A 23,905-nucleotide genomic window follows, 5' to 3' on the forward strand; every position below is an offset into this window, starting at 1 on the left:
ATACCTGCCAATCAAAGCATAATATTGAGGTACCTTATTCGTCCTTACTGTTTATTCGTTATCCCATTCTCTTATGCTTTACTTTTCACGAGTGCTTCCAATTCTTCCACTTTATCAGTTTTTTCCCAGGGAAATAACGTATCTGTTCTGCCAAAATGGCCGTATGCAGCCGTTTTTTTATAAATTGGCTTTTGCAGATCGAGCATCCGGATAATCCCGGCCGGACGAAGGTCAAAGATTTTCCGGATTGCACTGACAAGCGTTTCTTCATCCACAGTGCCCGTCCCGGAGGTATTAATGGAAATCGAAACAGGTTCAGCCACCCCGATTGCATAAGCAAGCTGTACTTCACACGTTTTTGCTAAGCCGGCTGCCACAATATTTTTAGCCACATACCGGGCTGCATAAGCAGCAGAGCGGTCAACCTTTGTAAAATCCTTTCCGCTGAATGCGCCGCCGCCGTGACGCGCATAGCCGCCGTATGTGTCAACAATGATTTTTCTGCCGGTCAGGCCGGCGTCTCCCTGAGGACCGCCGATCACAAATCGGCCTGTCGGATTAATGATGTATTTCGTCGTTTCATCTAAAAGATTTGCAGGCACGACAGGACGAATAACGTGTTCAATCAAATCCTTTTCAATTTGGTCTGTGGAAATATCCTGATGATGCTGGGTTGAGATGACGACTGTATCAACTTTGACAGGCATATCATGTTCGTCATATTCAACGGTGACTTGCGTCTTTCCATCAGGGCGCAAATAATCTAGCACTTGCTCCTTCCGCACATCGGAAAGCCGTTTTGCCAACTTATGTGCCAGTGAGATCGGAAGCGGCATCAGTTCTTCCGTTTCGTCGCAGGCGAATCCAAACATCAGACCCTGATCACCCGCTCCAATCGCAGCAATTTCCTCATCACTCGTCTTCCCTTGACGCTCTTCAAGCGCGGTGTCCACACCACCGGCAATATCAGGAGACTGCTCATCAATTGCTGTCAGTACTGCACACGTATCGGCGTCAAACCCAAATTTTGCCCGGGTATAACCAATATCCTTTATCGTCTTCCTGACAATTGCAGGGATATCCACATATGTTGTTGTAGTTATTTCACCTGATACGAGTACCATTCCTGTTGTTACAACTGTTTCACAAGCCACGCGGGCATTTGGATCACTTTCTAAAATTTCATCTAATATGGCATCTGAAATCTGATCACATATCTTATCCGGATGACCTTCCGTTACCGATTCTGATGTGAACAAACGATTGTTTACAGCCATCTGGCCATGTCCTCCCTTGAATATATGGTACGGAACTCTTTTTTCAGTGTTTTACGTTTATAAAGTGAATCTTCAATCAGTACCGGACATATACTGGCAGTTGATCCCTCACCTAATCTCACCATCTACTCGAACATTTGGGCCGGGGGTCTTCCTGCCAGTTACATGCGGGATAAATTTACTCCTAAAAACAAAAAACCTTCCCTGCATCATGAGGAAAGGAATTCGTGGCCTTTCACTCTTATTGTTCAAGGACTGATCCTTGCACCAGATTAGCACCTTTTCACAAAACGTGATGGTTGCCGGGCTTCATAGGGTCTGTCCCTCCGCCGACTCTGAATAAGAGAGTATCCGTTCGCACATAATGGTATCGAAAAGCTTATACGATGTCAACTGTTTCAGAAACGAGTAAACATCAGCAGGAAAATTTTATAGAATTAATCTCAAAAATAGTATGGACTAATTCGATAAATGTGTTATACTAATTACACATTAGATGCACAGATTGTTTTTATCCGAATCCATTAAAAGGTAGGTAATGAAAATGAAAACTGAAGAAGAGGCGCTTGTAACGCAAAATTTGCTTACCCATGAGAATATACAGACTAATCTGGCTGTTTCCTTGTTAGTCGAAAAAATCCTGTCAAAAAACGAAGGTGTGCTGACTGCAACCGGCGCAGTCTGTGCCTCCACAGGAAAGTACACCGGGCGTTCACCAAAGGATAAATTTATTGTTCGTGATGAGGTGTCTGATCAATATATAAACTGGGGCGAGGTGAACCAGCCCATCGATGAGCAATCTTTTGAGAAACTCCTGAAAAAAGTCACAGCCTATTTACACCAAAAAAATGAATTATTCCGTTTTAAAGGATTTGCCGGAGCAGATCCGTCCTACCGTCTTCCGATTGAAGTCATTAACGAATATGCCTGGCACAATTTATTTGCACGCCAATTATTTGTCACACCGACAGATGAGGAATTACAAAACCATGCGTCTGACTTCACGGTCATATCTGCACCGACTTTTAAAGCGGATCCTGAAGTTGATGGGACAAATTCCGAAACATTCATTATTATCTCATTTAAAAAGCGAATTGTTTTAATTGGCGGAACGGAATACGCAGGCGAAATCAAAAAATCGATCTTCTCCGTTATGAACTATATTTTGCCAAAAAATGATGTACTATCCATGCACTGCTCGGCAAATGTTGGTCAGGAAGGCGATGTTGCTTTATTTTTCGGTCTATCCGGAACTGGCAAAACTACCCTTTCAGCGGATCCATATCGCCGATTGATTGGTGATGATGAACACGGATGGAGTTCAAACGGGATTTTTAATATTGAAGGCGGCTGTTACGCAAAATGCATTAACCTGTCACCGAAAAAAGAACCGCAAATTCACAATGCTATCCGATTCGGGTCCGTCCTGGAAAATGTCGTTCTTGATGATTCATCACGCGAACCGGATTATGATGACACATCATTAACCGAAAACACACGTGCTGCCTATCCGCTTGAGAATATCGATAATATCATACGCCCAAGTATTGCAGGTCACCCAAATACAATTATATTCCTGACAGCTGATGCATCAGGTACACTGCCGCCTATCAGCAAGCTCACCAAAGAACAGGCAATGTATCATTTCTTGAGCGGCTATACAAGCAAACTGGCTGGTACGGAGCGCGGGGTCACCCAGCCGCAAGCAACATTTTCAGCTTGTTTCGGCTCACCATTTTTGCCGCTTCCGCCATCAGATTATGCTGAAATGCTCGGTGAAAAAATAGATCAGTTTAATTCAAACGTATTTCTGGTCAACACCGGGTGGACCGGTGGATCATTTGGCATCGGAGAGCGTATGAAGCTTTCCCATACAAGAGCTATAGTCCATTCAGCGCTTGAAGGCGAACTGAATAATATCGAAACGGTAACAGACGATATCTTCGGTCTCGATATCCCTGTCCACGTTCCCGGTGTACCGGATGAAGTATTGGTTCCGAAAAATGCCTGGAGTGATAAAGATTCATATGAAAAAGAGGCAAAGTCACTCGCCCTGAAGTTTCACGACAACTTCACACAGTTTACTGAAGCAAGTGAAGCGATCCAGAATGCAGGACCATCATACAAAGGCTAACTTAAGTATTTTGAAACGATTTCCTCATCCCAAAAGGATTTGACATATGAAGGAAAATAAGCCGGCTTTTTTGCCGGCAGCCGGTCTCATAAATTGAGGCCGGTTTTTTTATTGATTCTGTCAGTGCAGATTTCAGCTTCAAGTGTCCCCTCCCCTGTAAGCTCCCTCAAATGAATCAACCAGCTATTCCTCTTCTCCTTTGTAGTTTCTTCTAATAGGCATTCACACATTTTTATAACCCGCATAAAATGACGATTAACTACCATGGGAAAGGAACGAATATTATGTTGAAACGTTTTGGTATTGCCTTATTATGCTGTCTTTTTCTTCTATTCACCGCTGCTTGCTCTTCAGGCAGTTCAACCTCAATTAAATTGGCTGAGGTAACGCGATCTGTATTTTATGCACCGCAGTACGTTGCAATAGAAGAAGATTTTTTTGAAGAGGAAGGCATCAATATTGAACTGCAAACCACGTGGGGCGGCGATAAAACAATGACCGCTTTATTATCTGATGGTGCAGACGTTGCCCTTGTCGGGTCAGAAACCTCCATTTATGTCGCTGCACAAGGTTCAAAAGACAAAGCGATTAACTTTGCTCAATTAACACAGACAGACGGCACTTTTTTGGTAGCCAAAGAACCTAAACCGGATTTTAAATGGGAAGATATCAAAAACAGCACATTTCTCGGCCAGCGTGTCGGCGGCATGCCGCAAATGGTTGGTGAATATGTGCTGAAACAGAATAGTATTGATCCTCAAACCGACTTAAATCTTATTCAAAATGTTGATTTTGCTAATATACCAGGTGCTTTTTCATCCGGTGACGCCGAGTATGTGCAATTGTTCGAGCCAACCGCTAGCACCTTCGAAAAAGAAGGCGAAGGGCATATCATTGCTTCATTTGGTGAAGAATCCGGATCGGTCCCATATACAACATTTATGACGAAAGAAAGCTTTATCAATGAAGACGAAGAAACGGTTAAAAGTTTCACAAAAGCCATCTACAAAGCACAGCAGTGGGTCCAGGAACACAGTGCTGAAGAAATTGCCGACGTGATCCAGCCGTATTTTGAAGACACATCAACAGAAATGCTTGCAACCTCTATTGAACGTTACAAAAATCAGGATTCCTTCGCTTCAGAACCGGTACTTGCTAAAGATGGCTGGAATAACCTGAAGACAATCATGGATGAAGCCGGTGAATTGCCGGAAGATATTCCTTATGAGGAACTTGTCAATACAAAAATTGCCGAGGAAGTAATTGGTAACTAAGGAGGATAACGCATGTCTTTTCTCACCTTAGATCATGTATCACATCACTATTTTTCAAAAAAAACCTATACGAAAGCACTTGAAAATATATCTTTCTCTGTTAAAGATGGTGAGTTTGTCGCACTACTCGGTCCAAGTGGGTGCGGCAAATCAACAATCCTCTCCATCATTGCCGGGATTATTGAACACACTGCCGGTAATATTTATGTAGGTGATCAGCCGCTTCACAAATCTGAGCTGGATATCGGATATATGCTTCAGCAGGATTATTTGTTTCCATGGAAAAGTATTCTCGATAATGTGCTGATCGGTCCGAAAATCAACCGTGATCATTCCAGTGAAACAAAAGAGAGAGCAGCCGATTTACTCAGACAGGTCGGTTTGCCCAACATGGAAGAAAGCTATCCGGATTCCCTTTCCGGCGGAATGCGGCAGCGTGTGGCGCTTGTACGCACACTAATCACAAATCCTAATATCTTGTTGTTGGATGAACCTTTTTCTGCACTTGATTATCAAACAAAGCTGAAGCTGGAAAACCTTGTGTGGGATCTGTTGCACATGTACAAAAAAACATCGGTTCTGGTGACACATGATATTGGTGAAGCCATTGCGATGAGTGACCGTCTCATCCTGATGAATGCCAATCCCGGTTCGATTGCCAAAACGTTCGAAGTTCCGATCGAATTGCGTAATGAAGAACCTTTTTTAGCCCGGCGTCACCCAAAATACCAATTATTATTCGATAAAGTGTGGGAGGAGCTGGAAAAGAGCGAAACGGATGACTCGGCAGACAAAGGTGGTGGAATACTCCAATGACACGTGAAACAGATCAACAGTTGCATGAAAATTATAAGCATAATCTGAAACGTGAAAAACGATTTGTCTTTTCATGGCAAATCGTTATACTGGTTGCGTTTTTTGGAATTTGGGAACTGGCAAGCCGTATGTATTGGATCGATCCATTAATCTTCAGTTCACCGTCCGAAGTCTGTATGGTCCTGATAAATAAATTTGCTGATGGCTCCATGCTTATGCACACTCAGGTAACACTGTTTGAAACAGTACTCGGCTTTTTGATCGGAACCTTTCTCGGAGTTATGATGGCCACTATTTTATGGTCGTCTGAACGGTTTTCCAACATTATGGATCCTTATCTGGTCATCATGAACGCCATGCCTAAAGTTGCTCTTGGCCCGATTATCATCGTTGCTATGGGACCTGGATACCTCTCTATTATTACAATGGGGGCCATTATAGCAGTAGTCATTACGACACTTGTCGTATATTCCGCCTTCAGGGAAGTTGACCCGAACTATGTAAAAGTATTGAAAAGTTTTAAAGCAACACGCCCCCAGATTTTTAAAGAAGCTATTTTCCCCGCCGCAATTCCGGCTATGATATCGACTTTAAAAGTCAATGTAGGCCTGTCCTGGGTTGGCGTCGTTGTTGGAGAATTTCTGGTATCCAACGAAGGATTAGGCTACCTGATTGTTTACGGATTCCAAGTATTTGACTTTTCACTGGTCATGTCAAGTTTGATACTGATCGCTATTTTCGCAGCATTGATGTATAAAGTTGTCGAGCGGATTGAAGTATTTTTGATTAAACGTGTAGGCTGATATTCATAACAACTTACGTCGATGAATAAGTGCAGCATGGTTGATTTGGTAGTGTGTGGGAGTTGATGGTTGCATTTATCGGTTGATATTGCTGCTATTCCGGTTGTTATCTCCCCCAGCCCATTCGATATAACCCCGGCGGTGCTCCCCAATCCCCCTTCGAAAACCTTACCGGCATATAAAATAGCCGCCCCGGAAAGTTCCGCTTTCCAGGACGGCCTTTATTAACGCCAGGATCATTTTCAGGAAAGTTTCCCGGCGGCATTTAAATTGATTCAGCTCATTGTCAGGATACCGCTATCCCGCACAGCAATATATTCCGGACGCTTTTTGCCGCCCGAAAAAGGGTCAACTAATTGATTTTCCACACTATTGTACACCATGAATAAATTGTTTCTTGGATAAGGTGTGATATTGCTCGTTGAACCGTGCATGGTATTGCATTCAAACAGCGTGATGGAGCCTGCTTTTCCGGTCGGCACAGAAATGCCTCCACCTGTTTCAGTGAGCTTGCGCAGGCTGTCTTCATCAGGCACACCGAATTTTTGCTTTTTCAGTGACGCTTTATAATTGTTATCAGGGGTTTCACCTACACAGCTGACATAGTAGTTCTGGGACCCCGGTATAAGCATCAAAGGCCCGTTAAATGTATAATTGTCGGATAAGGCAATCGATAAACTGACCGCCCTCATCCGTGGCATGCCATCTTCAATGTGCCATGTTTCAAAGTCAGAATGCCAGTCAAATTCCTTCCCTTTGAAGCCGGGCTTATAATTAATACGGGATTGGTGTACATAAACATCGCTTCCCAGTAAGTGCTGCACGATATCCAGTATCCGCTGATCATTCGCAACGTCTTTGAAGTAATTGTCGTCTTTATGCACGTGAAAAATTGAACGGATGTCATCACTTTCCGGTTCACGGATCACTTTATCGGATGTGACATCGTTGTTCGAATCCTGCAATTCAAAAATGGCTTTCTGCATGTCATTAACTTCCTCACCAGAGAAGAAATCCTCGATCTGCAAAAACCCATTTTTTTCATAGGAATCAAGCTGTTCTTTTGAAATAGGGGCCTGATGATCTTTGGATTGATCTGTGTGTATCACAGGGTCCCTCCGCTTTAGAATCTCCGGCTGGTCCATTTGTCGTGATGGATAAAGATCTTCCATTGAAAACAACACTCCCTATTAAAATTTTTCATATATATGATTAAGTTTCCTGGATAGCCGGGAAACTTTCCTGCATGTTTTTAACGACATCTTACCCTTCTTAATTAACTCCTAAATTCCCTAATATAAAAATCATTTATAATTATTGTACAATTTAACGATTTTTAATGCAAATGAAGCGAAAAACCTCTTAATCTTAATGGAATTGCCGCCCGTCAGCATCATTCAATCGGGCAGCTTTAAGTCCATTTACGACCAATTTTTCTCTTTATCAGCTTTTAAAGCTTTGTAGAACGAAGCAATCATGAGCAGCATGATGAAAGAAAACGGGAGTGCAGCGGATATCAGCGCATTTTGTAAAGCCTGAAGCCCGCCGGTGTATAATAGCACAGCTGCAATGCCAGATTGTGCGATTCCCCATGTGAATTTTACCGTAGTCGGCGGTGACATGGAGCCGTTTGTTGTCTGCATGCCCAGAACAAATGTGGCAGAATCGGCAGATGTTATAAAAAATGTACTAATCAGGAGAATGCCGAGAATGGATAAAATCATCCCGAACGGCAATTGTTCAAACAAGCCGAATAATGCCTGTTCATCAGGAAGCCCCGCGATGTCAGTTCCGTTATTTTGCGCCGTAATACCAGACATGCCGAATGTTGAAAACCATAGAAAGCCAACGACAGACGGAACAATAAGCACCCCGGACAGAAATTCCCTGATCGTCCTCCCTTTTGAAACACGGGCGATAAATATCCCGACAAATGGTGACCAGGCAATCCACCATGCCCAAAAAAAGACCGTCCAATCCAGCACCCATTGCCGCTCATCTGCGTCGTTCGGTGCCAAACGAAAACTTTCAGACGGCAATTGCTGAATATAAGTGCCGACCGTCTCCGTCAATGAATTTAAAATATATAACGTGGGACCGAGAACTAGTGTGGCCAGCAGCAAAATACCACCAACACCCATATTGGCATTGCTCAAATACTTAATGCCTTTACTGAGACCGGTGTAAGATGAAATCATGAACAGCACTGTCACAAGTGCGATAATAACGAGCTGTACCCAAAATGAAATCGGCAGATCAAACAGAAAGGCCAGACCGCCATTAATTTGAGTGGCGCCAAAACCAAGTGTCGTTGCCACCCCGACAATCGTTGCAAAGACGGCAATCACATCAACCGCTTTACCCCAGGCGCCCTTCATCCTGTCTCCGAACAACGTTTCAAGCGAGGAACTGACAAGACCGGGTTTATCATGGCGAAACATAAAATATGCCAGCACAAGTGCAATCACCGCATAAATGGCCCAGGCATGAATCCCGTAGTGAAAAAATGTCAAACGCAGCGCGTCTTCCAGTGCTGCTGTTGTCCCCGGCTCAGCGGTGGGAGGTGTTTTCATATAGTGAGAGACGGGCGAAGCGACACCATAGAACACAAGGCCAATCCCCATACCGGCACTGAACAGCATGGCAAGCCATGATGAATAGCTGAATTCCGGCTTTTCCCCTGCTTTTCCAAGCCTGATTTTTCCATAAGGACTGAACACCAGATATAAACAAAAAATCATAAATAGCGTTACGATCAGTAAATAAAACCAGCCAAAATTACGTGAGATAACCCCCATTACAGACGCAGAAACCTGTTCAAAATTCCCTGGAGAAATGACACCGAAAACCGAGAGCGATACAGTGATTGCCAGCGTAATCCAAAAAACGCTTGTCACATTTTTCATATGAATGAACCTCCCAATGAAAGCTTGTAAGAGGTAGTTTTTCTTTGTATCGTTTTTCTATACGGCATTCGTTCCGCACGATTCATTCAGTTGGCACTTTTTGGAATTGACAGCTGTTCAAGCAGATTGATTGTTTTTAATGGCAAATAACGTAGACTATGAATAGCAGGTTTAGAACGGACTTTTACGGACAGTTAACCTCGGTCTTGGACGGTTTACTGGCCGTTGATGAGAGAAAAGGAATGACAGCTATGAAACAATTTTACAGTGATGTTTTTCAATATAGAGGAAGCCATTATGATTTTGGCTATATACAAGGTGAACAACTCAGAAATTCCCCCATTCTGACAAACCGCAGTAAACAATGGGAATCTAAAAAAGACCGGCATTTCCTGATCAATCCCGACGAGGTAAAAGAGGCCATCCTCACGTTTGCACCCGGTGTCTGGGATGAGATTTGCGGGCTCAGAGATGCACTGCAAATGGATATGGACGAGGCGATTCGTATGTTTGGCGGCTATTATCTTGAATACACCCGCAGCGGCTGCTCGATTTTTATGGACCCGGATTACATGGTCCGCAATTATGACAGCCATCCGCTTGGATATGAGGGCCGGTTTATGTTTTATCAGCCGACTGATCAGGGTTACGCCATCATGGGCCCGACCATGCAGATAACCGGGCGGGCCGATGGTATGAATGAGAAAGGGCTGGTGATGGGCTATAATTTCACCCATCGCAAACAGTCCGGCGATGGATTCCTATGCAACATGATCGGACGGATGATTCTTGAAACATGTGCCAGCGTGGATGAGGCGATCTCTCTTCTGGAAGGAATCCCCCATCGTCATTCATTTAGCTATTGTTTATTGGATAAAAGCGGAGAACCCATTGTGGTTGAAGCGTCGCCCCGGGAAGTCGCTGTACGCAGATCAAACGTGTGCACTAATCACTTTCATTTATTGGATAAGGAAAATCGTTACCGGCAGGATGAATCACAACGACGGGAAACCGCTATTCAAAAACAACAGCAGTATGCCACAGATCCATACGAGTCTTTCCGGATGATGAATAATTCAGACAAAGACATCTATTCATTCAAATATGACGCAGCAGCCGGCACACTTCACACCGCTGTCTACTTTCCAAAGGATGTGAAAGCGTGGTTCGCCATCGGTCCTGACCGCCGACCGGTTATTTTTGACTTCAATAAGTGGCTCCAAGGGGAAAAAATTAACGTCAAACATATTAAAGGTGAACTTGATTATGATGGGATCTTTGTCAATATGGGAAGGCAATAAGGGAAGGTTCTAACTTTTATCTGGAGTGCCCCTGTGCCGTTTTGGGGCAGGTCACGCGATTCGGGAGATGGATCGCGTGAAAACCACCTGATACCACGCGATTTATGACCTCTCCCCCCATACGAGTTTGGGGTGCTCTCGCAAAAGTTTCGGCGCCATCACGCGAGTTGGGTCTATTCCTGCACAAGTTTCAGATGTTCTTGCACGAGTTCACGTCATCCCCGCACGCGTTTTAAATCCTCCCGCACAAGTTACGTCGGATTTCCTTTTAAGAAAAAATTTTTTGGCCACTGCCAAAAAATCTCCCTTAGCCATGACTAATCTGAAAAAGTAAAATCTACCATCTTATCAACATGAATGTCAGTTGTGTTTAACAACGGAACATTTAAATCCCCGTCTTTCAAAATCATTGGCAGTTCTGTGCAGCCGAGTATCAAACCGTCCAGCTTTTCTTCTGCAATCATTTTGTTACCAATTTCCACAAAAGCTTTTTTCGTATCCTCTTTTACGATACCATTTTCCAATTCATCAACAATTCTTTGGTGAATGAATTGCTGGTCTTCTTCACTTGGAACGGTAATTTTTTTATCGCTGCCTATAAAAGGCTTTTTAAAGAAGTCACGTTCCATCGTGAATTTCGTGCCCAACAAGCCCACATTGTTCAATTCCATTTCGTCCGCTTTTTCATACGTCGCCTCAACAATGCTAATCATCGGGACACTAACTCTTTCCCGGATTTGATTAAAAACAATATGCGGGGTATTGGCAGAGACGATCACAAAATCCGCACCGATATTTTCCAATTTTTTCGCAGCACCCCCGACATACGCACTTAAGTCATCAAGCCGGTCTTCGCTGATATACTTAAAAATGTTATACATATTGATGCTGTTAATGTAGAATTCCGGTAGTGTCTGATTACTGTTCATCCTCTCCTGATACTTCTGAATGTAGGACTCGTAATAATCGACAGTCGATTCAGGGCCCAGTCCGCCAACTATGCCTGCTTGTTTCATTTCACCTCATCCTTTCCCCGGTAATTCAATCGGAATACTTTATATTTTCCATGATACCATACTTGCACCTATGCATCCAATCCTGTTTTGAAAAGGTGAAGCAGCATACAAACCTCCCCCCAAACTGTTTCGTTCTAACTCAAGTTCTATTTACTCTTGTCAGTAAATCGGCCAGCTGATTTCACTATTATTAAAATGGCGGACTGACTTTTCTTTTAAAAGGCGTACCGGCAGACGAACGTCAGCCTGCCGGTACACACCCTCAGTTCACTTTCTTCGGTCCGTCCCAATGCATCTCGCGCAGGCGGTACTTCTGCAGTTTCCCTGTCGCTGTTTTTGGCAGGGTGTCGGCAAATTCAACAGCTTTAGGCGCTTTAAAGTGGGCCATTTCGGACCGGCAAAAATCAATGATATCCTGCTCAGTCGCAGCAGCACCATCATCCGGCACAATGATAGCCTTAGGCACTTCACCCCATTTTTCATGCGGAATGGAAATGACAGCTGCTTCCATAACGTCCGGGTGCTGATACAACACACCTTCTATCTCTGTGGATGAAATATTTTCGCCGCCGGAAATAATCAAATCCTTCGCACGGTCACGGATTTCAGTGTAACCGTCCGGGTAGGTAACCGCCAAATCACCCGTGTGAAACCAGCCGTCCTTAATCGCTTCAGCCGTCTTTTCCGGATCTTTATAATAGCCTTCCATCACAACATTTCCGCGGGTAATGATTTCGCCCAGCTCTTCGCCATCCCAAGCGACTTCCTCACCATCTTGATGAACAACTTTTGTTTCTCCGTTAAAAGCCAGTTCAATTCCTTGTCTTGCCTTGATTGCCGCTTGCTCATCAGTTGATTCGGATTCAAAATCTTTTTTCCACTCGCAATAAAGAATGAATGGTGAGGTTTCAGTCAGACCATAGACATGAATCATATTCACCCCAAGCAGGTCCTGTGCTTTATGGATGAGTGCCGCTGCTGGAGGAGCTCCGGCTGTTGCCATGCGCGGACTTGTTGTGATTTTTGTTTCTTGTGCTTTCGGCTCATTTATCAGCATATTAATAACAGTTGGTGCGCCGCACAACAGCGAAACATGCTGTCGTTCAAATAGGTAGAGAATGTGAGAGGGATCGACTTTACGCAAACAAACGTGAGTGCCGCCGGCTGCCGTTATCGACCAAACACCGCCCCAGCCATTGGCATGGAACATGGGCAATGTATGAAGATAAACATCATCATGACTGACACCGAGGTGGTACATGAAATTAGCTGCATTGAGATAATTACTGCGGTGCGTCAGCATCACACCTTTAGGATTTGATGTGGTGCCGCTCGTATAATTCAATGTCATAAGCTGGTTTTCATCAATCTCGACCTCTGGCGGCGTTGCATTCTCCGGGACACCCTCGAGAAACGTTTCAAAATCCACTCCTTTTAACGACGTCGATTGACCTGCCACCGAAACAATTACGACTCGCTCAAGTGAAAGATTATCCGCAATTTCCTCAATCGGACCCGTGAATTCCTCATCAACGATTAGCATTTTGGCATCACTATGATTGATAATGTAATCCAGGTCTTCTGCGTTTAAACGGTAATTCAAAGGCACCATCGCAGCACCAAGCTGACAAATACCATAAAAACACTCCAGCATATAATGCGTGTTGGGCAGCATAACGGCAACATGATCACCCTTTTGAATACCGGACTCATGTAAAGCGATTGACAGCCTGTCCGTCCGCTTGCCAAATTCCCGGTACGTAAACGCTTTCTCTTCATCAATAATAGCCGTTTTTTTCGGATAATACTTTACTGCTCTGCGCTTCCAGTCAAGTGGCGTAAGTGTTGAAAACATAATTTAAAGACTCCCTTCCCATGTTGGTTATCACTTATGTCTCAATCAATCTATACTGCACCAGCGTCAGGCCCCATATGAAAATGACCATGCATTTCCATATACTCAATCCCCTTCGCCCTAAAATTTTGATATATTTTAATTGTACGAAAATTAATGTCATACTTGCAACTGAAAAGAGAAAATTCTTAATGCTCTTTCCGGATCATCCAAATCAGCGTCGTTTGGGAAGCAGCATAATGGACCAAAGGAGCTTTCCGGCCGCATCTAACCTGAAATGGTGCCAGTGTCTCTTCTGTCACATTCGCTTGTGCGTGTTGAAGTTCCCATTTTGGATGGTGAATGGATCCGCGAAACAGAATTCCTTTAATTGATGTCCACAAAAAATACCGTTCAACGAGCCATTCGCTAAGCCCGCCTTCTTCCGGCGAAAAGAACTCTCCTACCGGTCTGGCCATTGCCCTGAAGACCGCCGGCATCCGCTGTTTTCGGGCACAGTAATAATAAATGACTCCGTCTGACCGATTGATGCCCATTTCAGCGTAAAAGTAAGACAGCGTCGCCACCCTGGAACCGAGAACAGCCATTAAATTGTCTGCATCAAGACTGAAAAAGAAAACGCCGCTCAAACCGTTGCATCTCACGTACGTCCGCACATTCACTTCCCGAAATTTTTTCACATGAGGAACGGATGCGCGTATGCCACGAAACCTTACGTCCGTCACGTTAAATGGAACAATGCTAATCCAGGCGTCTCCTTCATATGTATCAAGCTCAAGTCCGGGCGGCAGAAACCGATTTATAATGTTTGGCGAAACGGGCCAGTGAAAAAACGTTATCTCTTCCCATTTTTGCATCATGACCCACGGCCCGCTCGGCAGCGAGCTTCTGCGATGTGTGGTGCTATTCAATATATCCTGAAACATCTGACTTCACCCCTTTTTCAGCTATTATATACTTTGTAACCATTATACACTCTCTAGCTTTCTCCAATAACTTTTTCCGCTAATAATTTCCAAAACTGATAAATTGTTAGATGACCGGGTGACTGATATAATTTTCTTATAAGAGAAAAAGGAAGTGTGGAATTTTGGAATACGAAGCAGGCCTCATGTTAGAAGGCGGGGGTATGCGATGTGCGTTCACTGTTGGCGTACTGGATTATTTTTTAGATCAGCAGGTTGAATTCCCTGCTGTTGCAACAGCATCGGCAGGAGCACTTATCGGGAGTTCTTATATCGCTAAACAGCGTGACCGGAACACGAAGCTGCTCGCTGCGATAGGCAAAAATCGGGATGCGATATCAATCTTAAGGCTGTTGCAAAAAAGGGAGCTATTCGGTATGGATTTGATTTTTGAAAAGTTAGCTAACCATACGTTTCCGCTTGAATTTCAATCATTTTCACAAGCGAGCTCCAGATTTATTGTCGGAACAACCGATATTAATACCGGCAAACCAGTTTTCTATGACCAGTTTGATCAACAAAAGGATCTGTCGACGATTATCAGAGCCTCTTGTTCGCTGCCTGTTTTGGCGCCAAGCATCGACTATAAAGGGAATCAATTAATCGACGGCGGTGTCGCTGATCCGATACCAATCACTCCCCTGGTTGAACAGGGATTTAAAAAGCAAGTGATCGTCCTTACCCGTAATAAAAACTATGTCAAAAAACCCACAAAACTAAACTGGTTTTATAAGCGTATTTTTAAGAATAAGCCCGAGTTAGTCAAATTATTGCGCAACCGCCACCTGCGCTACAATGAAACCATGAAACAAATACGCGCCATGGAAGCGAAGGGCGAAGTTTTTATCATCCAGCCGGAGGAACCGCTGGAAGCAAGCAGAATTGAAAGAAGCTATGATAAACTTGAGGCACTATATCATCAGGGTTATCAGGTGGCCAAAGAGAAACACCAGGCATTGCTGGACTTTCTGCAAGGTTCAGAACAACCACCATATGCAGAAGAAAATCTGTCTTCATAATTTTATAATATAGAAAAGCGTTTCTGCAATTGCAGGAACGCTTTTCTTTTCTGCTCTTTGAACACAGCAGTTTAACCAGCCGACTTTCCCGCTTCTGATCCAGATGGGTCTGCATGATAGCGATTGATCTGCTCCTGTGTTGCTGCTGACGGGGGCGCTGTCATTAAACTGACAACTATAACCAGCAGCAATGAAATCGGTGAAGCAATGATTGGTTCTGACACCAACGCAAACGGCTTGGTAATAACTAATATCAAAAATGTCAATGCGCCACCGAGCATACCTGCCAGCGCACCTGCTTTATTTGCCCGGTTCCACCAAATCCCGAGCACAAGCGGAAAGCCAAACGACGAAAGCAGAAACCCACCTACCCAGCCAACCATGATAGCTATCAGCTGTGGCGGATTAATTGCAATGATAATCCCCACGATACTGGCGATAATCATAACTACAAAGCCAATTCTAGTAACTGTCTGCTCAGAGGCTTCTTTGTTAATGTATTCCTTGTAAATGTCCCGAGCAACACCAGCGGAAATTGCCAGAAGCATCGCATCAGCGGAAGACATGATTGCTGCTAAAAGCCCTGAAAGCATAATACCTGCCAGAAGTGGTGACATATAGTTTTCAATTACAGATACAAAAATCATATCCTGGTTATTCAATGTATCAGCTATGCCCAGGCTAGCTCCCCCGGCAGCCACAATTAGCCCGAAGCCAAAGATCAACAAGTATAAAAGACATGCCCACATAGCCGACCGCCGCGCTGTTCTCGCATCCCGTGATGCAAAATTACGCATAACAGCTGATGGCGAAACAATACCGAACCACAGAAATGCTAAGAACAAACCAAAATAAGACATCCATGGCTGCGTAATATCACCGAATGTCGGTGTAACAGAAAGGGCATCCTGAATCAGGGAAGAAAACCCATCATGTTGGAATAGAATAATCAGGGATAATACAAGCATCCCTACAAGCATAACAGATCCCTGAATCAAATCAGTATAAGTGATTGCCCACATACCGCCAAGTGCAGCATAAACCGTAAAACCTATTCCGAGTACAATAACGGCGGTTGTGTAATCAATACCCAATACATAAGAACCTATCAATCCTGATGCGGTCAATTGCGGTACCATATAGAAAGTCATCCCAATAACAACGATGGCTACAGCTACAACCTGCACTGCGTTGCCATATCGCTGCTTGAAAAATTCCGGCAATGTGTTGACACCTGACCGCCTAATTTGTCCGGATACCAGAAAAAGTGTAAATGGAAGGATGGCGACAGCACCAAACCCATAAGCAAACAAGAAGGGAATGCCGAGTGCAACGCCAGACCCTACTGCGCCCATCAACGAACTCGAACTTGCCAAAGCAGCAAATAAAGCAAATGCTCCAACGAATGTATTAATGCTTTTCCCCGCTGTCCAATAATCGCTCTCAGAAGAATGCGCACGCCGTGTAAAATAAATGCCAATCAGTGTCATCAATACAAGATAAACACCTAATATAATAGTTTCCATTATCTGCATTTTTGACCCCTCCATTTCTATCCACCGTTTCGTGATTCATCCCTTTTTTCCATCCAAATAACGTAAATGATCGACAGGAGAAACCATACAAAATAACTAAAAAACATTAACCAGCCGGCAAGCGAAATACCCATCATATAGATATCAGTCGGCCACCAGATTAATACAATTGCAGATATGGCAAGCAATATGGTGACCAGAATGATACCCGGATCTGACAGTCTTGATTTTGACTTCATAGCAATCTCCTTTCTTTCCTTTTTGATTAACCATCTACATGGTTAAATTTGTTCCTATCCCTTTTTCTTGAGCCTTCTGATACATCAAATTGGCAACAACCGCATCAAATAACGCCATCCCGGTTGTTTTTAGCACAACGGTTTTTCCTTCTTCAATCACCCCAGCTGACTTATCTGAAATTTGCTCAGACATTGTCAAAATGGATTCCCGGTCAATCCAGCCTTTTTCAATCGGTGTCGCGATATCACCTGACTCCTCAATGGCATGTTCTGTATCAACCATCACCCGACCGGCTATTTTAAATAAGGATTCAGGAAATTCCCGCATGGCCGGCTGGAAGGAACCGACTCCAATGAATAGTTTGTTTTTAAGGAGATTCGGGTTATCAGGGAGGACAGGCTGTTTGGATGTTGTTGCCGTTATCACGATAGCAGCATCTTTGATTGCTTCGTTGACGGAATCATTTGCATGGATAGAAATGTCAGTGCCAACCCATTCCTGCAACGACTTTTTAAAAGCGGCTATTTTCTCCGGTGAGCGATTGAAGAGGTAAATATCCCTTATTGGTCTTTCGGTACATGCAGCAATAGCCTGATAGAATCCTTGCACACCAGTTCCGACAATCGCCAATGTTGAGGCATCATTCTTGGCCAAATGACGTACACCGGACCCACCAATAGCGCCTGTTCGCATCCCTGTCAAAAATGAACCATTTAAAATTCCTTTAATATCTCCTGTTTCACTGTCATTTAAGACAACCAGCCCATGCAGCGTCGGGAGGGTCTGGTTATTTGGGAAAATCGTAACAAGCTTGGTTCCGATCGCATCCCCGGTAAAACACGGCATTAGCAAGAGTGTATTGTCATCCTCTTTTACCTGCATGCGCTGAGGCATTTGGAATTTTCCAGTTTCATAAATACCATAAGTCGCATCAATGGCATCAATCACATCCTTCATTGTGACCGCTTCCTTGATGTTCTGTTCACTTAAAAATAGCATGTTCACAACCTCCATCTAATTGTTATCTCATTATACAATAGCACCCTCAATTATTAATTGATTGTTCGCAAAACGTTCAAAATGCAGGGGGCTTAAATCCAGTGTCTCATACCAGCCTTTTCGGATCATTTCTGACAGTCCTTTACCAACTGCTGGTGCCTGCTGCATACCGTGTCCACTAAATCCGCAAGCCATATAGTAACCATCCAGTTGCGGATGTCCACCGATGATGGCATTCTGGTCTCTCGTATTATGGCTGTAAATACCTGCCCAACCATTACTGATTTTAGCCCGCTCAAAATTTTGAATTCGTTCGGCCAGAATTGGCCACAACTGTTCTTCAAACAGCGAACGCTTCCACCTGAAATCAATCCCGGGTTTTACTTTTTCCGAAAAACCTGTTATCAGCGAGTTGCCTTCATGTCTGAAGTATACACCTGTCGGGTCAATCGTTAGTGGCAGGTATTTATCCAGCGGTTCGGCAATATCAAACTGAATGATTTGCCGTTTCAATGGCACAATCGGCAAGGGGAGCCCGATTTTCTCGCTTAATTCAGCAGCCCATGGACCGGCACAATTGATAACAATAGGTGCCCTGTATATGTCTCCGTTATCAAGCCTGATTCCGATGGCTTCTCCTCTTTCTGTCAGGATTGTGTCTACCTCTTCATACACGTATTCACTGCCCAGCTGTTTCGCTTTTTTGGCATATCCCTGCATGACCGAGTACGGATCCAGGTAGCCATCTTCTCCACAGAACAATCCTCCCTGCAAGTCATCAATTTTCAACTCCGGAATGATTGACAGCAATTCTTCTTTTGCCAATAGTTCAGAAGGCACACCATGTTTTTGTTGCAATTGAAGCTGCTTCTTCAACTGGTCAATATTCTCGTCTTTAGCAAGAAAAAGATAACCGCGCTGTTTGAAGTCAATCTCGGCTTTTTCTGCTCCAATAGCCATGTCTTCTGCAAATGTCTTATATTTTTGTAAGCCATAGCGGCTGATTTGAATATTAATCTCCGTTGTAAACAGCTGCCTCAGACCACCGGCACTTCTTGGAGTTGATGTATATTCATATATTCTGTCTTTTTCAAATATCGTTATATCTCCTTCATACCCGTCATTAAGGAGATTGTAGGCAATACTGGATCCGATCACACCACCGCCGACTATGATAATATCTGTTTGTTTTTCCATTCAATCATCACCTTAGATATCCAGAGTTTAATTATTCGTAATATTATATTTATTTATATCGTATAACACCCATGAGTGGCTATGGTTAATATGCACAAGATTATAAAGGATTAACACAATCATTAGAATTGTGTTATAATTTTAACCAGAAATAAAGACTGAAATTAAGGATGTGAAGGTCATCGAGGATTTCATGCAGATTGCACAAACAGTAGTGAAAGCGGTTTCAAGGATTTTACCATTTCATATCAGTTTCAGCGATGAACAGGGTTATATCATCGGGTCATCTCTTCCTGAACGGATTGGAAGTTTGCATGAACCATCGAAAGAAGTGTTAGAGAAAAATACTTATTTGTTATTTGACGAAGAAAAAGTGAAGAACCAACCTAACGTCCTTCCCGGTATAGCCGTGCCAGTAAAATTAGATTCCTCAACGGTTGGTGTTCTTGGGATTATTGGACCCCCGAAACAGGTCGAACCATATGCACAGCTTATCAGCAAATACGTCGAAATGAGGTGGCAAGAAACTATTGATAAACAGCTGGAAGAGCTGGAAACCAAAACACTAGAAACGTTTGCACAATATATTCTGTTAAACGATAAAACTAATCAGGTAAGAGTCGAACAATATTGCAAAATGCTTGATATACCATTTCACACAAAACGCTTTTGCATTGTTGTGGATATCGGTGATTCACTCATCAGCAGTGTTCAGAATAAAACACCTGTCGGGCAGTTGAAAGAACGATTGCTGTATTGCACACAACAAGCATTCAACAGTTATCATAATGTCATCTGCACCTTTTTGAATACCGAAAAAATTATTCTATTGAAACCTGTTCAATCAGAACATGATTACCTTGATGTGCTGGAACAATTTATCGAGCAAAGCTATCATCTGATCGACATGTTTGAAACCTATCAGATTACCAATATTTCGGTTGCTGCCGGGAACATGTGCCATACCATAGACCGGATTAGTGCATCATACCAGGAAGCGGAAAGCCTGATTAAATTCGGCAGGGAGTTCGATATATCACCAGGCATTTACACGTTTCACAGCTGGAGCATTTTAAAAGAACTATTACCGCATCAAATCGATGCACATTTTCAGGATAAGATCATGTTCCGTTTAAAATCACTCCTTGAAGACGATGATTTTGCCGAGCTTATAGAAAATTTCCTGGTTTACTGCCGTAATAAGATGAATATCAGCCAGGCATCTAAAGACCTTTACATTCATCGAAACACCCTGATTTACCGGCTTAAAAAAATTGAAGCGATCACTTCCATCAATATCAAAGATTTTGAGCATTGTATGATGTTGTATTTGGTGTTGAAAAGATATGGCAAAAGCTCCTCTCTAAGTAAAGAAAGGAGCTTTTAATCAGTGACTTGATATCTTCTTCTCTGTCAAAACATCACGCAACAAATCGACAGCCTGATCGATTTCCTGCTCGTTCACCGTCAGCGGCGGAAGGAGTCTGATAATGGTTGAACCGGCAACTAGCACAAGAAGCCCTTGTTCTATCAGCTGCGGTACCACATGCGACACATCCTCGCTGCATTCAATCCCGACCATAAGCCCTTTGCCGCGGATTGACGAAACGATTGGAACATCACTAATTGCTTCCTTCAGACGCTTCTTCAGGTATTGTCCTTTTTTCGTTACGTCCTGTAAAAAATCATCCTGAAAAACATGTGTAAGAACGGCCTCTCCCGCTGCCATGGCAAGCGGATTACCGCCGAATGTCGCCGCATGAGCCCCAGGGCCAAATGCCTCACGCAGCGATTCTTTCGCGATCATCGCACCAACCGGCACCCCATTGGCAAGCCCTTTTGCCGAGGTGATAATATCCGGCGAAATACCGTAATGCTGATAGGCAAACGGCTTGCCTGTACGGCCGATACCGGTCTGAACTTCATCAACAATCAACAGGAGATGATGTTCCGCACATATTTTTTCCAGTTCCTGTACAAATTCAGCATCAGCCATATGAAGACCGCCTTCACCCTGGATCACTTCCAGCATAACAGCAGCCGTTTCGCCGTCCACAGCTTGTTTCACTGCATCGATATCATTAAATGGAACGTAGCTGAATCCCTCAAGCATCGGGCCAAAGCCTGAATGGATTTTCTCCTGACCGGTCGCAGCCATGGCACCAAATGTCCGTCCATGAAAGGATTGTTCAAACGTAATGATTTTATGTTTGCCGGTTGCTTTGCGGGCCAATTTAATCGCTGCCTCATTCGCCTCGGTTCCGCTGTTGCAGAAAAATACTTGATCACCTGAGGTGTTTGTTGTCAAAAGTTCAGCCACTTTTTCCTGAATCGGATTATGATACAAGTTGGAAACGTGCCAATAACGGTTGAGTTGACTTTCCAGTGCTTCCTGAACAGCGGGATGCCGGTGCCCGAGATTGCACACACCAATGCCTGCTCCGAAATCCAGGTAGGTTTTCCCGTCGGTATCCTCAACGGTTGTCCCCTCTGCCCGTTCGACCGCCAGATTAAAGCGTTTATACGTTGGAAATAGTGCTGTCAATGTGCCGCCTCCTTTCGATTCGTTATGCGCGTACCTGTAAAACCGGCTTTACCAACCACCTGATTCACATCAGCTATCATGACATATTGAAGACTGTCACTTAAGCAGCTGAGCGCAGCTTTTACTTTGGGGATCATCCCGCCGTCAATCACCCCTGTGTCAATAAGTTCCTCAATTTCTTTTTCGCTTGCTGATTGACGCAATTCACCTTCCTGCATAACGCCGGGCACATCGGTAACGAATATCAATTCACCGGCACCGGTTGCCTGAGCAACCGCACCAGCCGCTGTATCAGCATTGACATTATACCGTTCATCACCCTGGCCGGTGGCAATCGGTACAATCACAGGAACGATATTTTGGGCTGTAATTTGTTCCAGAAATGCCGCATTAACCGTGTTTACTTCCCCAACATAGCCATAGGTTGGAAAATCAATCGGTGTACAGGTAATCAAATGCGCATCAGATCCGGAAAAACCGGCTGCTTGGATGCCGGCTTTATTCAATTTCCGTGTGATGGCATTATTGATTTGACCGCTCAAGACCATTTCAACAACATCCATGGCTGCTGCTGAAGTTGTTCGGAGCCCGTCAATAAATGAAAATTCAATGTCGAGTTCATCGAGCATTTTCTGAATTGCGGGCCCGCCGCCATGGACGATAACCGGCTTTATTCCATTCTCTTGTAACGTTTTGATATTATTAAAAAAATCATCGGATAAATCATCGACAATACTGCCGCCGCACTTGATAACCGCTATTTTCTGCATGACGACACCTCCTTTAAGTCCGGTAGCTTGCATTAATGCGGACATACTCATACGTTAAATCGCAGCCCCACGCTTGACCCGATCCATCTCCGACATTTAAATCAATTGAAATCATCACGTGTTCATTGAGCATATAATCGGACACCGCTTCTTCGGAAAAAGGCAGCGGTTTACCGTTCTCAATCAGTTTCACAGTCCCAATGGACGTGTCAATCGCTACCGGGTTAACATCGGCTCCGCTCCGGCCAATCGCAGCAATTATCCGTCCCCAGTTCGGATCAGACCCGTAGACAGCTGTCTTGACGAGCGGCGAGGCGACTACCGTTTTGGCCACTTTGATCGCTTGGGTGTCGTCATGCGCACTGTTCACAGCCACTTCAATCAGCTTTGTCGCGCCTTCACCATCGCGCGCAATCATCTTAGCAAGATCTTCACACGTCGCTTCAAGCAAATCAACAAAAACCGGCCAATCTTTATGTTCAGGTGTCAAGCTTTCATTCTCAGCTTTTCCGCTTGCCATCGTCAGCACCATATCATTTGTCGATGTATCGCCATCAATCGTAATACAATTGAATGTCTTGTCAGTCGCTTGTCGTAGAGCGATATCCAGCATAGCCGGTTCAATCACGGCATCGGTGGTCACAAAGGCAAGCATCGTCCCCATATTCGGTTCAATCATACCCGAGCCTTTTGCCGAACCGGCCATCGTAACCGTCTGACCATCGACTTCAGTTTGATAGCACGTTGCTTTGGTTTCGGTATCTGTTGTCAAAATTGATTCATTAAAAGCTGCTGCATCTTTTTGTTCGCCTGATAGTTTAAGATTATTGATATTCGGTATGATTTTATCCATCGGCATATCAAGTCCAATAATACCTGTGGAGGAGACAGCCACCGTATGTTCCGGCAGTGACAATTCACGAGCAACTTCCCGGCGCATCGTGTAAGCGTCCTCCTCACCCTGCGCACCTGTGCAGGCATTGGCATTGCCGCTATTAACGATAACCGCCTGCAATTTACCTTCTTCGGCAATGCTTGCTTTGGTCACGTGTAATGGTGCTGCCTGTATAGCGTTCAGCGTATATAACGCAGCAGCACTTGCGGGCACGTCACAATAAATCATCCCAAGATCATGTCGTTTCCGCTTCACGCCCGTGTGCATTCCCGCTGCCTGAAAACCTGCGGGTGTCACGATCGTCCCCTCTTCCATTTTTTGTATGCTGCTCAGCTTTGTCAGCACCATTTATTTTTCC

The 23,905-nt window shown here is 44.1% G+C and carries 21 protein-coding genes and 1 riboswitch; of the genes, 7 read left to right on the forward strand and 14 right to left on the reverse strand.

Features of this window, described 5'->3' with window-relative positions:
• Nucleotides 1-71: 71 nt before the first annotated feature.
• Together metK and AOX59_RS20455 are read right to left on the reverse strand one after the other, a co-directional pair.
• Nucleotides 72-1,277, reverse strand: a complete 1,206-nt coding sequence (gene metK, locus AOX59_RS07325) for a methionine adenosyltransferase (RefSeq protein WP_068443948.1) — start codon at nucleotides 1,275-1,277, stop codon at nucleotides 72-74.
• Complete coding sequence (locus tag AOX59_RS20455) at nucleotides 1,268-1,402, reverse strand: hypothetical protein (RefSeq protein ID WP_257720704.1); 135 nt, start codon at nucleotides 1,400-1,402, stop codon at nucleotides 1,268-1,270. The genes metK and AOX59_RS20455 overlap by 10 nt, the downstream gene beginning before the upstream one ends.
• Nucleotides 1,403-1,515: 113 nt before the next feature.
• Nucleotides 1,516-1,623, reverse strand: a riboswitch (SAM riboswitch).
• Between the two features lie 198 nt (nucleotides 1,624-1,821).
• Between AOX59_RS20455 and pckA the strand changes: the two genes are divergently transcribed.
• From pckA to AOX59_RS07345, 4 genes are all read left to right on the forward strand, one after another.
• Nucleotides 1,822-3,411 (forward strand): phosphoenolpyruvate carboxykinase (ATP), encoded by a 1,590-nt coding sequence (gene pckA, locus AOX59_RS07330; protein ID WP_068443951.1) that lies wholly within the window; start codon nucleotides 1,822-1,824, stop codon nucleotides 3,409-3,411.
• Between the two features lie 284 nt (nucleotides 3,412-3,695).
• On the forward strand, nucleotides 3,696-4,685 hold the full coding sequence (locus AOX59_RS07335; RefSeq protein ID WP_068443952.1) for an ABC transporter substrate-binding protein: 990 nt from the start codon (nucleotides 3,696-3,698) through the stop codon (nucleotides 4,683-4,685).
• A gap of 12 nt (nucleotides 4,686-4,697) precedes the next feature.
• Nucleotides 4,698-5,501, forward strand: a complete 804-nt coding sequence (locus AOX59_RS07340; protein ID WP_068443955.1) for an ABC transporter ATP-binding protein — start codon at nucleotides 4,698-4,700, stop codon at nucleotides 5,499-5,501.
• Nucleotides 5,498-6,304, forward strand: a complete 807-nt coding sequence (locus AOX59_RS07345) for an ABC transporter permease (protein WP_068443959.1) — start codon at nucleotides 5,498-5,500, stop codon at nucleotides 6,302-6,304. Before AOX59_RS07340 ends, AOX59_RS07345 begins: the two co-directional genes overlap by 4 nt.
• Before the next feature lie 275 nt (nucleotides 6,305-6,579).
• Here the strand turns inward: AOX59_RS07345 and thpD are convergent, their stop codons facing one another.
• Together thpD and AOX59_RS07355 are read right to left on the reverse strand one after the other, a co-directional pair.
• On the reverse strand, nucleotides 6,580-7,476 hold the full coding sequence (gene thpD, locus AOX59_RS07350) for an ectoine hydroxylase (protein ID WP_068443972.1): 897 nt from the start codon (nucleotides 7,474-7,476) through the stop codon (nucleotides 6,580-6,582).
• A gap of 249 nt (nucleotides 7,477-7,725) precedes the next feature.
• On the reverse strand, nucleotides 7,726-9,210 hold the full coding sequence (locus tag AOX59_RS07355) for a BCCT family transporter (RefSeq protein ID WP_068443975.1): 1,485 nt from the start codon (nucleotides 9,208-9,210) through the stop codon (nucleotides 7,726-7,728).
• Nucleotides 9,211-9,461: 251 nt separating this feature from the next.
• Here AOX59_RS07355 and AOX59_RS07360 point away from each other — a divergent pair, with 251 nt between their 5' ends.
• Nucleotides 9,462-10,511, forward strand: coding sequence for a C45 family autoproteolytic acyltransferase/hydrolase (locus AOX59_RS07360; RefSeq protein WP_068448195.1), 1,050 nt, complete (start codon nucleotides 9,462-9,464; stop codon nucleotides 10,509-10,511).
• A 317-nt stretch (nucleotides 10,512-10,828) separates the two neighbouring features.
• Here the strand turns inward: AOX59_RS07360 and AOX59_RS07365 are convergent, their stop codons facing one another.
• The 3 genes from AOX59_RS07365 to AOX59_RS07375 form a co-directional block, all read right to left on the reverse strand.
• A complete protein-coding gene (locus tag AOX59_RS07365) occupies nucleotides 10,829-11,527 on the reverse strand; it encodes an aspartate/glutamate racemase family protein (protein ID WP_068443977.1) in 699 nt (232 codons plus the stop codon).
• Nucleotides 11,528-11,789: 262 nt separating this feature from the next.
• The gene (locus AOX59_RS07370) at nucleotides 11,790-13,382 is read right to left on the reverse strand and encodes a long-chain-fatty-acid--CoA ligase (RefSeq protein ID WP_068443980.1); all 1,593 of its coding nucleotides are present in this window, start codon (nucleotides 13,380-13,382) and stop codon (nucleotides 11,790-11,792) included.
• Nucleotides 13,383-13,570: 188 nt separating this feature from the next.
• Nucleotides 13,571-14,308, reverse strand: coding sequence for a YqjF family protein (locus AOX59_RS07375; protein ID WP_068443987.1), 738 nt, complete (start codon nucleotides 14,306-14,308; stop codon nucleotides 13,571-13,573).
• Between the two features lie 164 nt (nucleotides 14,309-14,472).
• Between AOX59_RS07375 and AOX59_RS07380 the strand changes: the two genes are divergently transcribed.
• Nucleotides 14,473-15,366 carry a patatin-like phospholipase family protein gene (locus AOX59_RS07380; RefSeq protein WP_068443990.1) on the forward strand — a complete coding sequence of 298 codons (894 nt, stop codon included), beginning with the start codon at nucleotides 14,473-14,475 and terminating at the stop codon, nucleotides 15,364-15,366.
• A gap of 71 nt (nucleotides 15,367-15,437) precedes the next feature.
• Here AOX59_RS07380 and AOX59_RS07385 read toward each other — a convergent pair whose 3' ends face one another.
• From AOX59_RS07385 to AOX59_RS07400, 4 genes are read right to left on the reverse strand one after another with little or no spacing between them, the layout of a single operon-like run.
• Nucleotides 15,438-16,901: a sodium:solute symporter family protein gene (locus AOX59_RS07385; protein WP_068443998.1), complete on the reverse strand. Its 1,464-nt coding sequence runs from the start codon at nucleotides 16,899-16,901 to the stop codon at nucleotides 15,438-15,440.
• A 17-nt stretch (nucleotides 16,902-16,918) separates the two neighbouring features.
• Nucleotides 16,919-17,140, reverse strand: a complete 222-nt coding sequence (locus AOX59_RS07390; RefSeq protein WP_068444001.1) for a hypothetical protein — start codon at nucleotides 17,138-17,140, stop codon at nucleotides 16,919-16,921.
• A gap of 34 nt (nucleotides 17,141-17,174) precedes the next feature.
• On the reverse strand, nucleotides 17,175-18,140 hold the full coding sequence (locus AOX59_RS07395; RefSeq protein ID WP_068444004.1) for an ornithine cyclodeaminase family protein: 966 nt from the start codon (nucleotides 18,138-18,140) through the stop codon (nucleotides 17,175-17,177).
• Between the two features lie 30 nt (nucleotides 18,141-18,170).
• Nucleotides 18,171-19,337, reverse strand: coding sequence for an NAD(P)/FAD-dependent oxidoreductase (locus AOX59_RS07400; protein ID WP_068444008.1), 1,167 nt, complete (start codon nucleotides 19,335-19,337; stop codon nucleotides 18,171-18,173).
• 193 nt (nucleotides 19,338-19,530) lie between these two features.
• Between AOX59_RS07400 and AOX59_RS07405 the strand changes: the two genes are divergently transcribed.
• Nucleotides 19,531-20,724, forward strand: coding sequence for a CdaR family transcriptional regulator (locus AOX59_RS07405; protein WP_068444012.1), 1,194 nt, complete (start codon nucleotides 19,531-19,533; stop codon nucleotides 20,722-20,724).
• On the opposite strand, the gene AOX59_RS07410 is transcribed toward AOX59_RS07405, so the two are convergent.
• From AOX59_RS07410 to argJ, 3 genes are read right to left on the reverse strand one after another with little or no spacing between them, the layout of a single operon-like run.
• Nucleotides 20,725-21,882, reverse strand: coding sequence for an acetylornithine transaminase (locus AOX59_RS07410; protein ID WP_068444015.1), 1,158 nt, complete (start codon nucleotides 21,880-21,882; stop codon nucleotides 20,725-20,727).
• A complete protein-coding gene (argB, locus tag AOX59_RS07415; RefSeq protein ID WP_068444018.1) occupies nucleotides 21,879-22,652 on the reverse strand; it encodes an acetylglutamate kinase in 774 nt (257 codons plus the stop codon). The genes AOX59_RS07410 and argB overlap by 4 nt, the downstream gene beginning before the upstream one ends.
• Nucleotides 22,653-22,665: 13 nt before the next feature.
• Complete coding sequence (gene argJ, locus AOX59_RS07420) at nucleotides 22,666-23,895, reverse strand: bifunctional glutamate N-acetyltransferase/amino-acid acetyltransferase ArgJ (RefSeq protein WP_068444019.1); 1,230 nt, start codon at nucleotides 23,893-23,895, stop codon at nucleotides 22,666-22,668.
• Nucleotides 23,896-23,905 lie beyond the last annotated feature (10 nt).

The organism is Lentibacillus amyloliquefaciens, assembly GCF_001307805.1.
Classification (GTDB): Bacteria; Bacillota; Bacilli; order Bacillales; family Amphibacillaceae; genus Lentibacillus; species Lentibacillus amyloliquefaciens.

Excerpts from the sequence above, each read along its gene's own strand:
- metK (WP_068443948.1), bottom strand. The coding sequence starts at position 1,277 with ATGGCTGTAAACAATCGTTTGTTCACATCAGAATCGGTAACGGAAGGT.
- AOX59_RS20455 (WP_257720704.1), bottom strand. The coding sequence starts at position 1,402 with ATGGTGAGATTAGGTGAGGGATCAACTGCCAGTATATGTCCGGTACTG.
- pckA (WP_068443951.1), top strand. The coding sequence starts at position 1,822 with ATGAAAACTGAAGAAGAGGCGCTTGTAACGCAAAATTTGCTTACCCAT.
- AOX59_RS07335 (WP_068443952.1), top strand. The coding sequence starts at position 3,696 with ATGTTGAAACGTTTTGGTATTGCCTTATTATGCTGTCTTTTTCTTCTA.
- AOX59_RS07340 (WP_068443955.1), top strand. The coding sequence starts at position 4,698 with ATGTCTTTTCTCACCTTAGATCATGTATCACATCACTATTTTTCAAAA.
- AOX59_RS07345 (WP_068443959.1), top strand. The coding sequence starts at position 5,498 with ATGACACGTGAAACAGATCAACAGTTGCATGAAAATTATAAGCATAAT.
- thpD (WP_068443972.1), bottom strand. The coding sequence starts at position 7,476 with ATGGAAGATCTTTATCCATCACGACAAATGGACCAGCCGGAGATTCTA.
- AOX59_RS07355 (WP_068443975.1), bottom strand. The coding sequence starts at position 9,210 with ATGAAAAATGTGACAAGCGTTTTTTGGATTACGCTGGCAATCACTGTA.
- AOX59_RS07360 (WP_068448195.1), top strand. The coding sequence starts at position 9,462 with ATGAAACAATTTTACAGTGATGTTTTTCAATATAGAGGAAGCCATTAT.
- AOX59_RS07365 (WP_068443977.1), bottom strand. The coding sequence starts at position 11,527 with ATGAAACAAGCAGGCATAGTTGGCGGACTGGGCCCTGAATCGACTGTC.
- AOX59_RS07370 (WP_068443980.1), bottom strand. The coding sequence starts at position 13,382 with ATGTTTTCAACACTTACGCCACTTGACTGGAAGCGCAGAGCAGTAAAG.
- AOX59_RS07375 (WP_068443987.1), bottom strand. The coding sequence starts at position 14,308 with ATGTTTCAGGATATATTGAATAGCACCACACATCGCAGAAGCTCGCTG.
- AOX59_RS07385 (WP_068443998.1), bottom strand. The coding sequence starts at position 16,901 with ATGCAGATAATGGAAACTATTATATTAGGTGTTTATCTTGTATTGATG.
- AOX59_RS07390 (WP_068444001.1), bottom strand. The coding sequence starts at position 17,140 with ATGAAGTCAAAATCAAGACTGTCAGATCCGGGTATCATTCTGGTCACC.
- AOX59_RS07395 (WP_068444004.1), bottom strand. The coding sequence starts at position 18,140 with ATGCTATTTTTAAGTGAACAGAACATCAAGGAAGCGGTCACAATGAAG.
- AOX59_RS07400 (WP_068444008.1), bottom strand. The coding sequence starts at position 19,337 with ATGGAAAAACAAACAGATATTATCATAGTCGGCGGTGGTGTGATCGGA.
- AOX59_RS07405 (WP_068444012.1), top strand. The coding sequence starts at position 19,531 with ATGCAGATTGCACAAACAGTAGTGAAAGCGGTTTCAAGGATTTTACCA.
- argB (WP_068444018.1), bottom strand. The coding sequence starts at position 22,652 with ATGCAGAAAATAGCGGTTATCAAGTGCGGCGGCAGTATTGTCGATGAT.
- argJ (WP_068444019.1), bottom strand. The coding sequence starts at position 23,895 with ATGGTGCTGACAAAGCTGAGCAGCATACAAAAAATGGAAGAGGGGACG.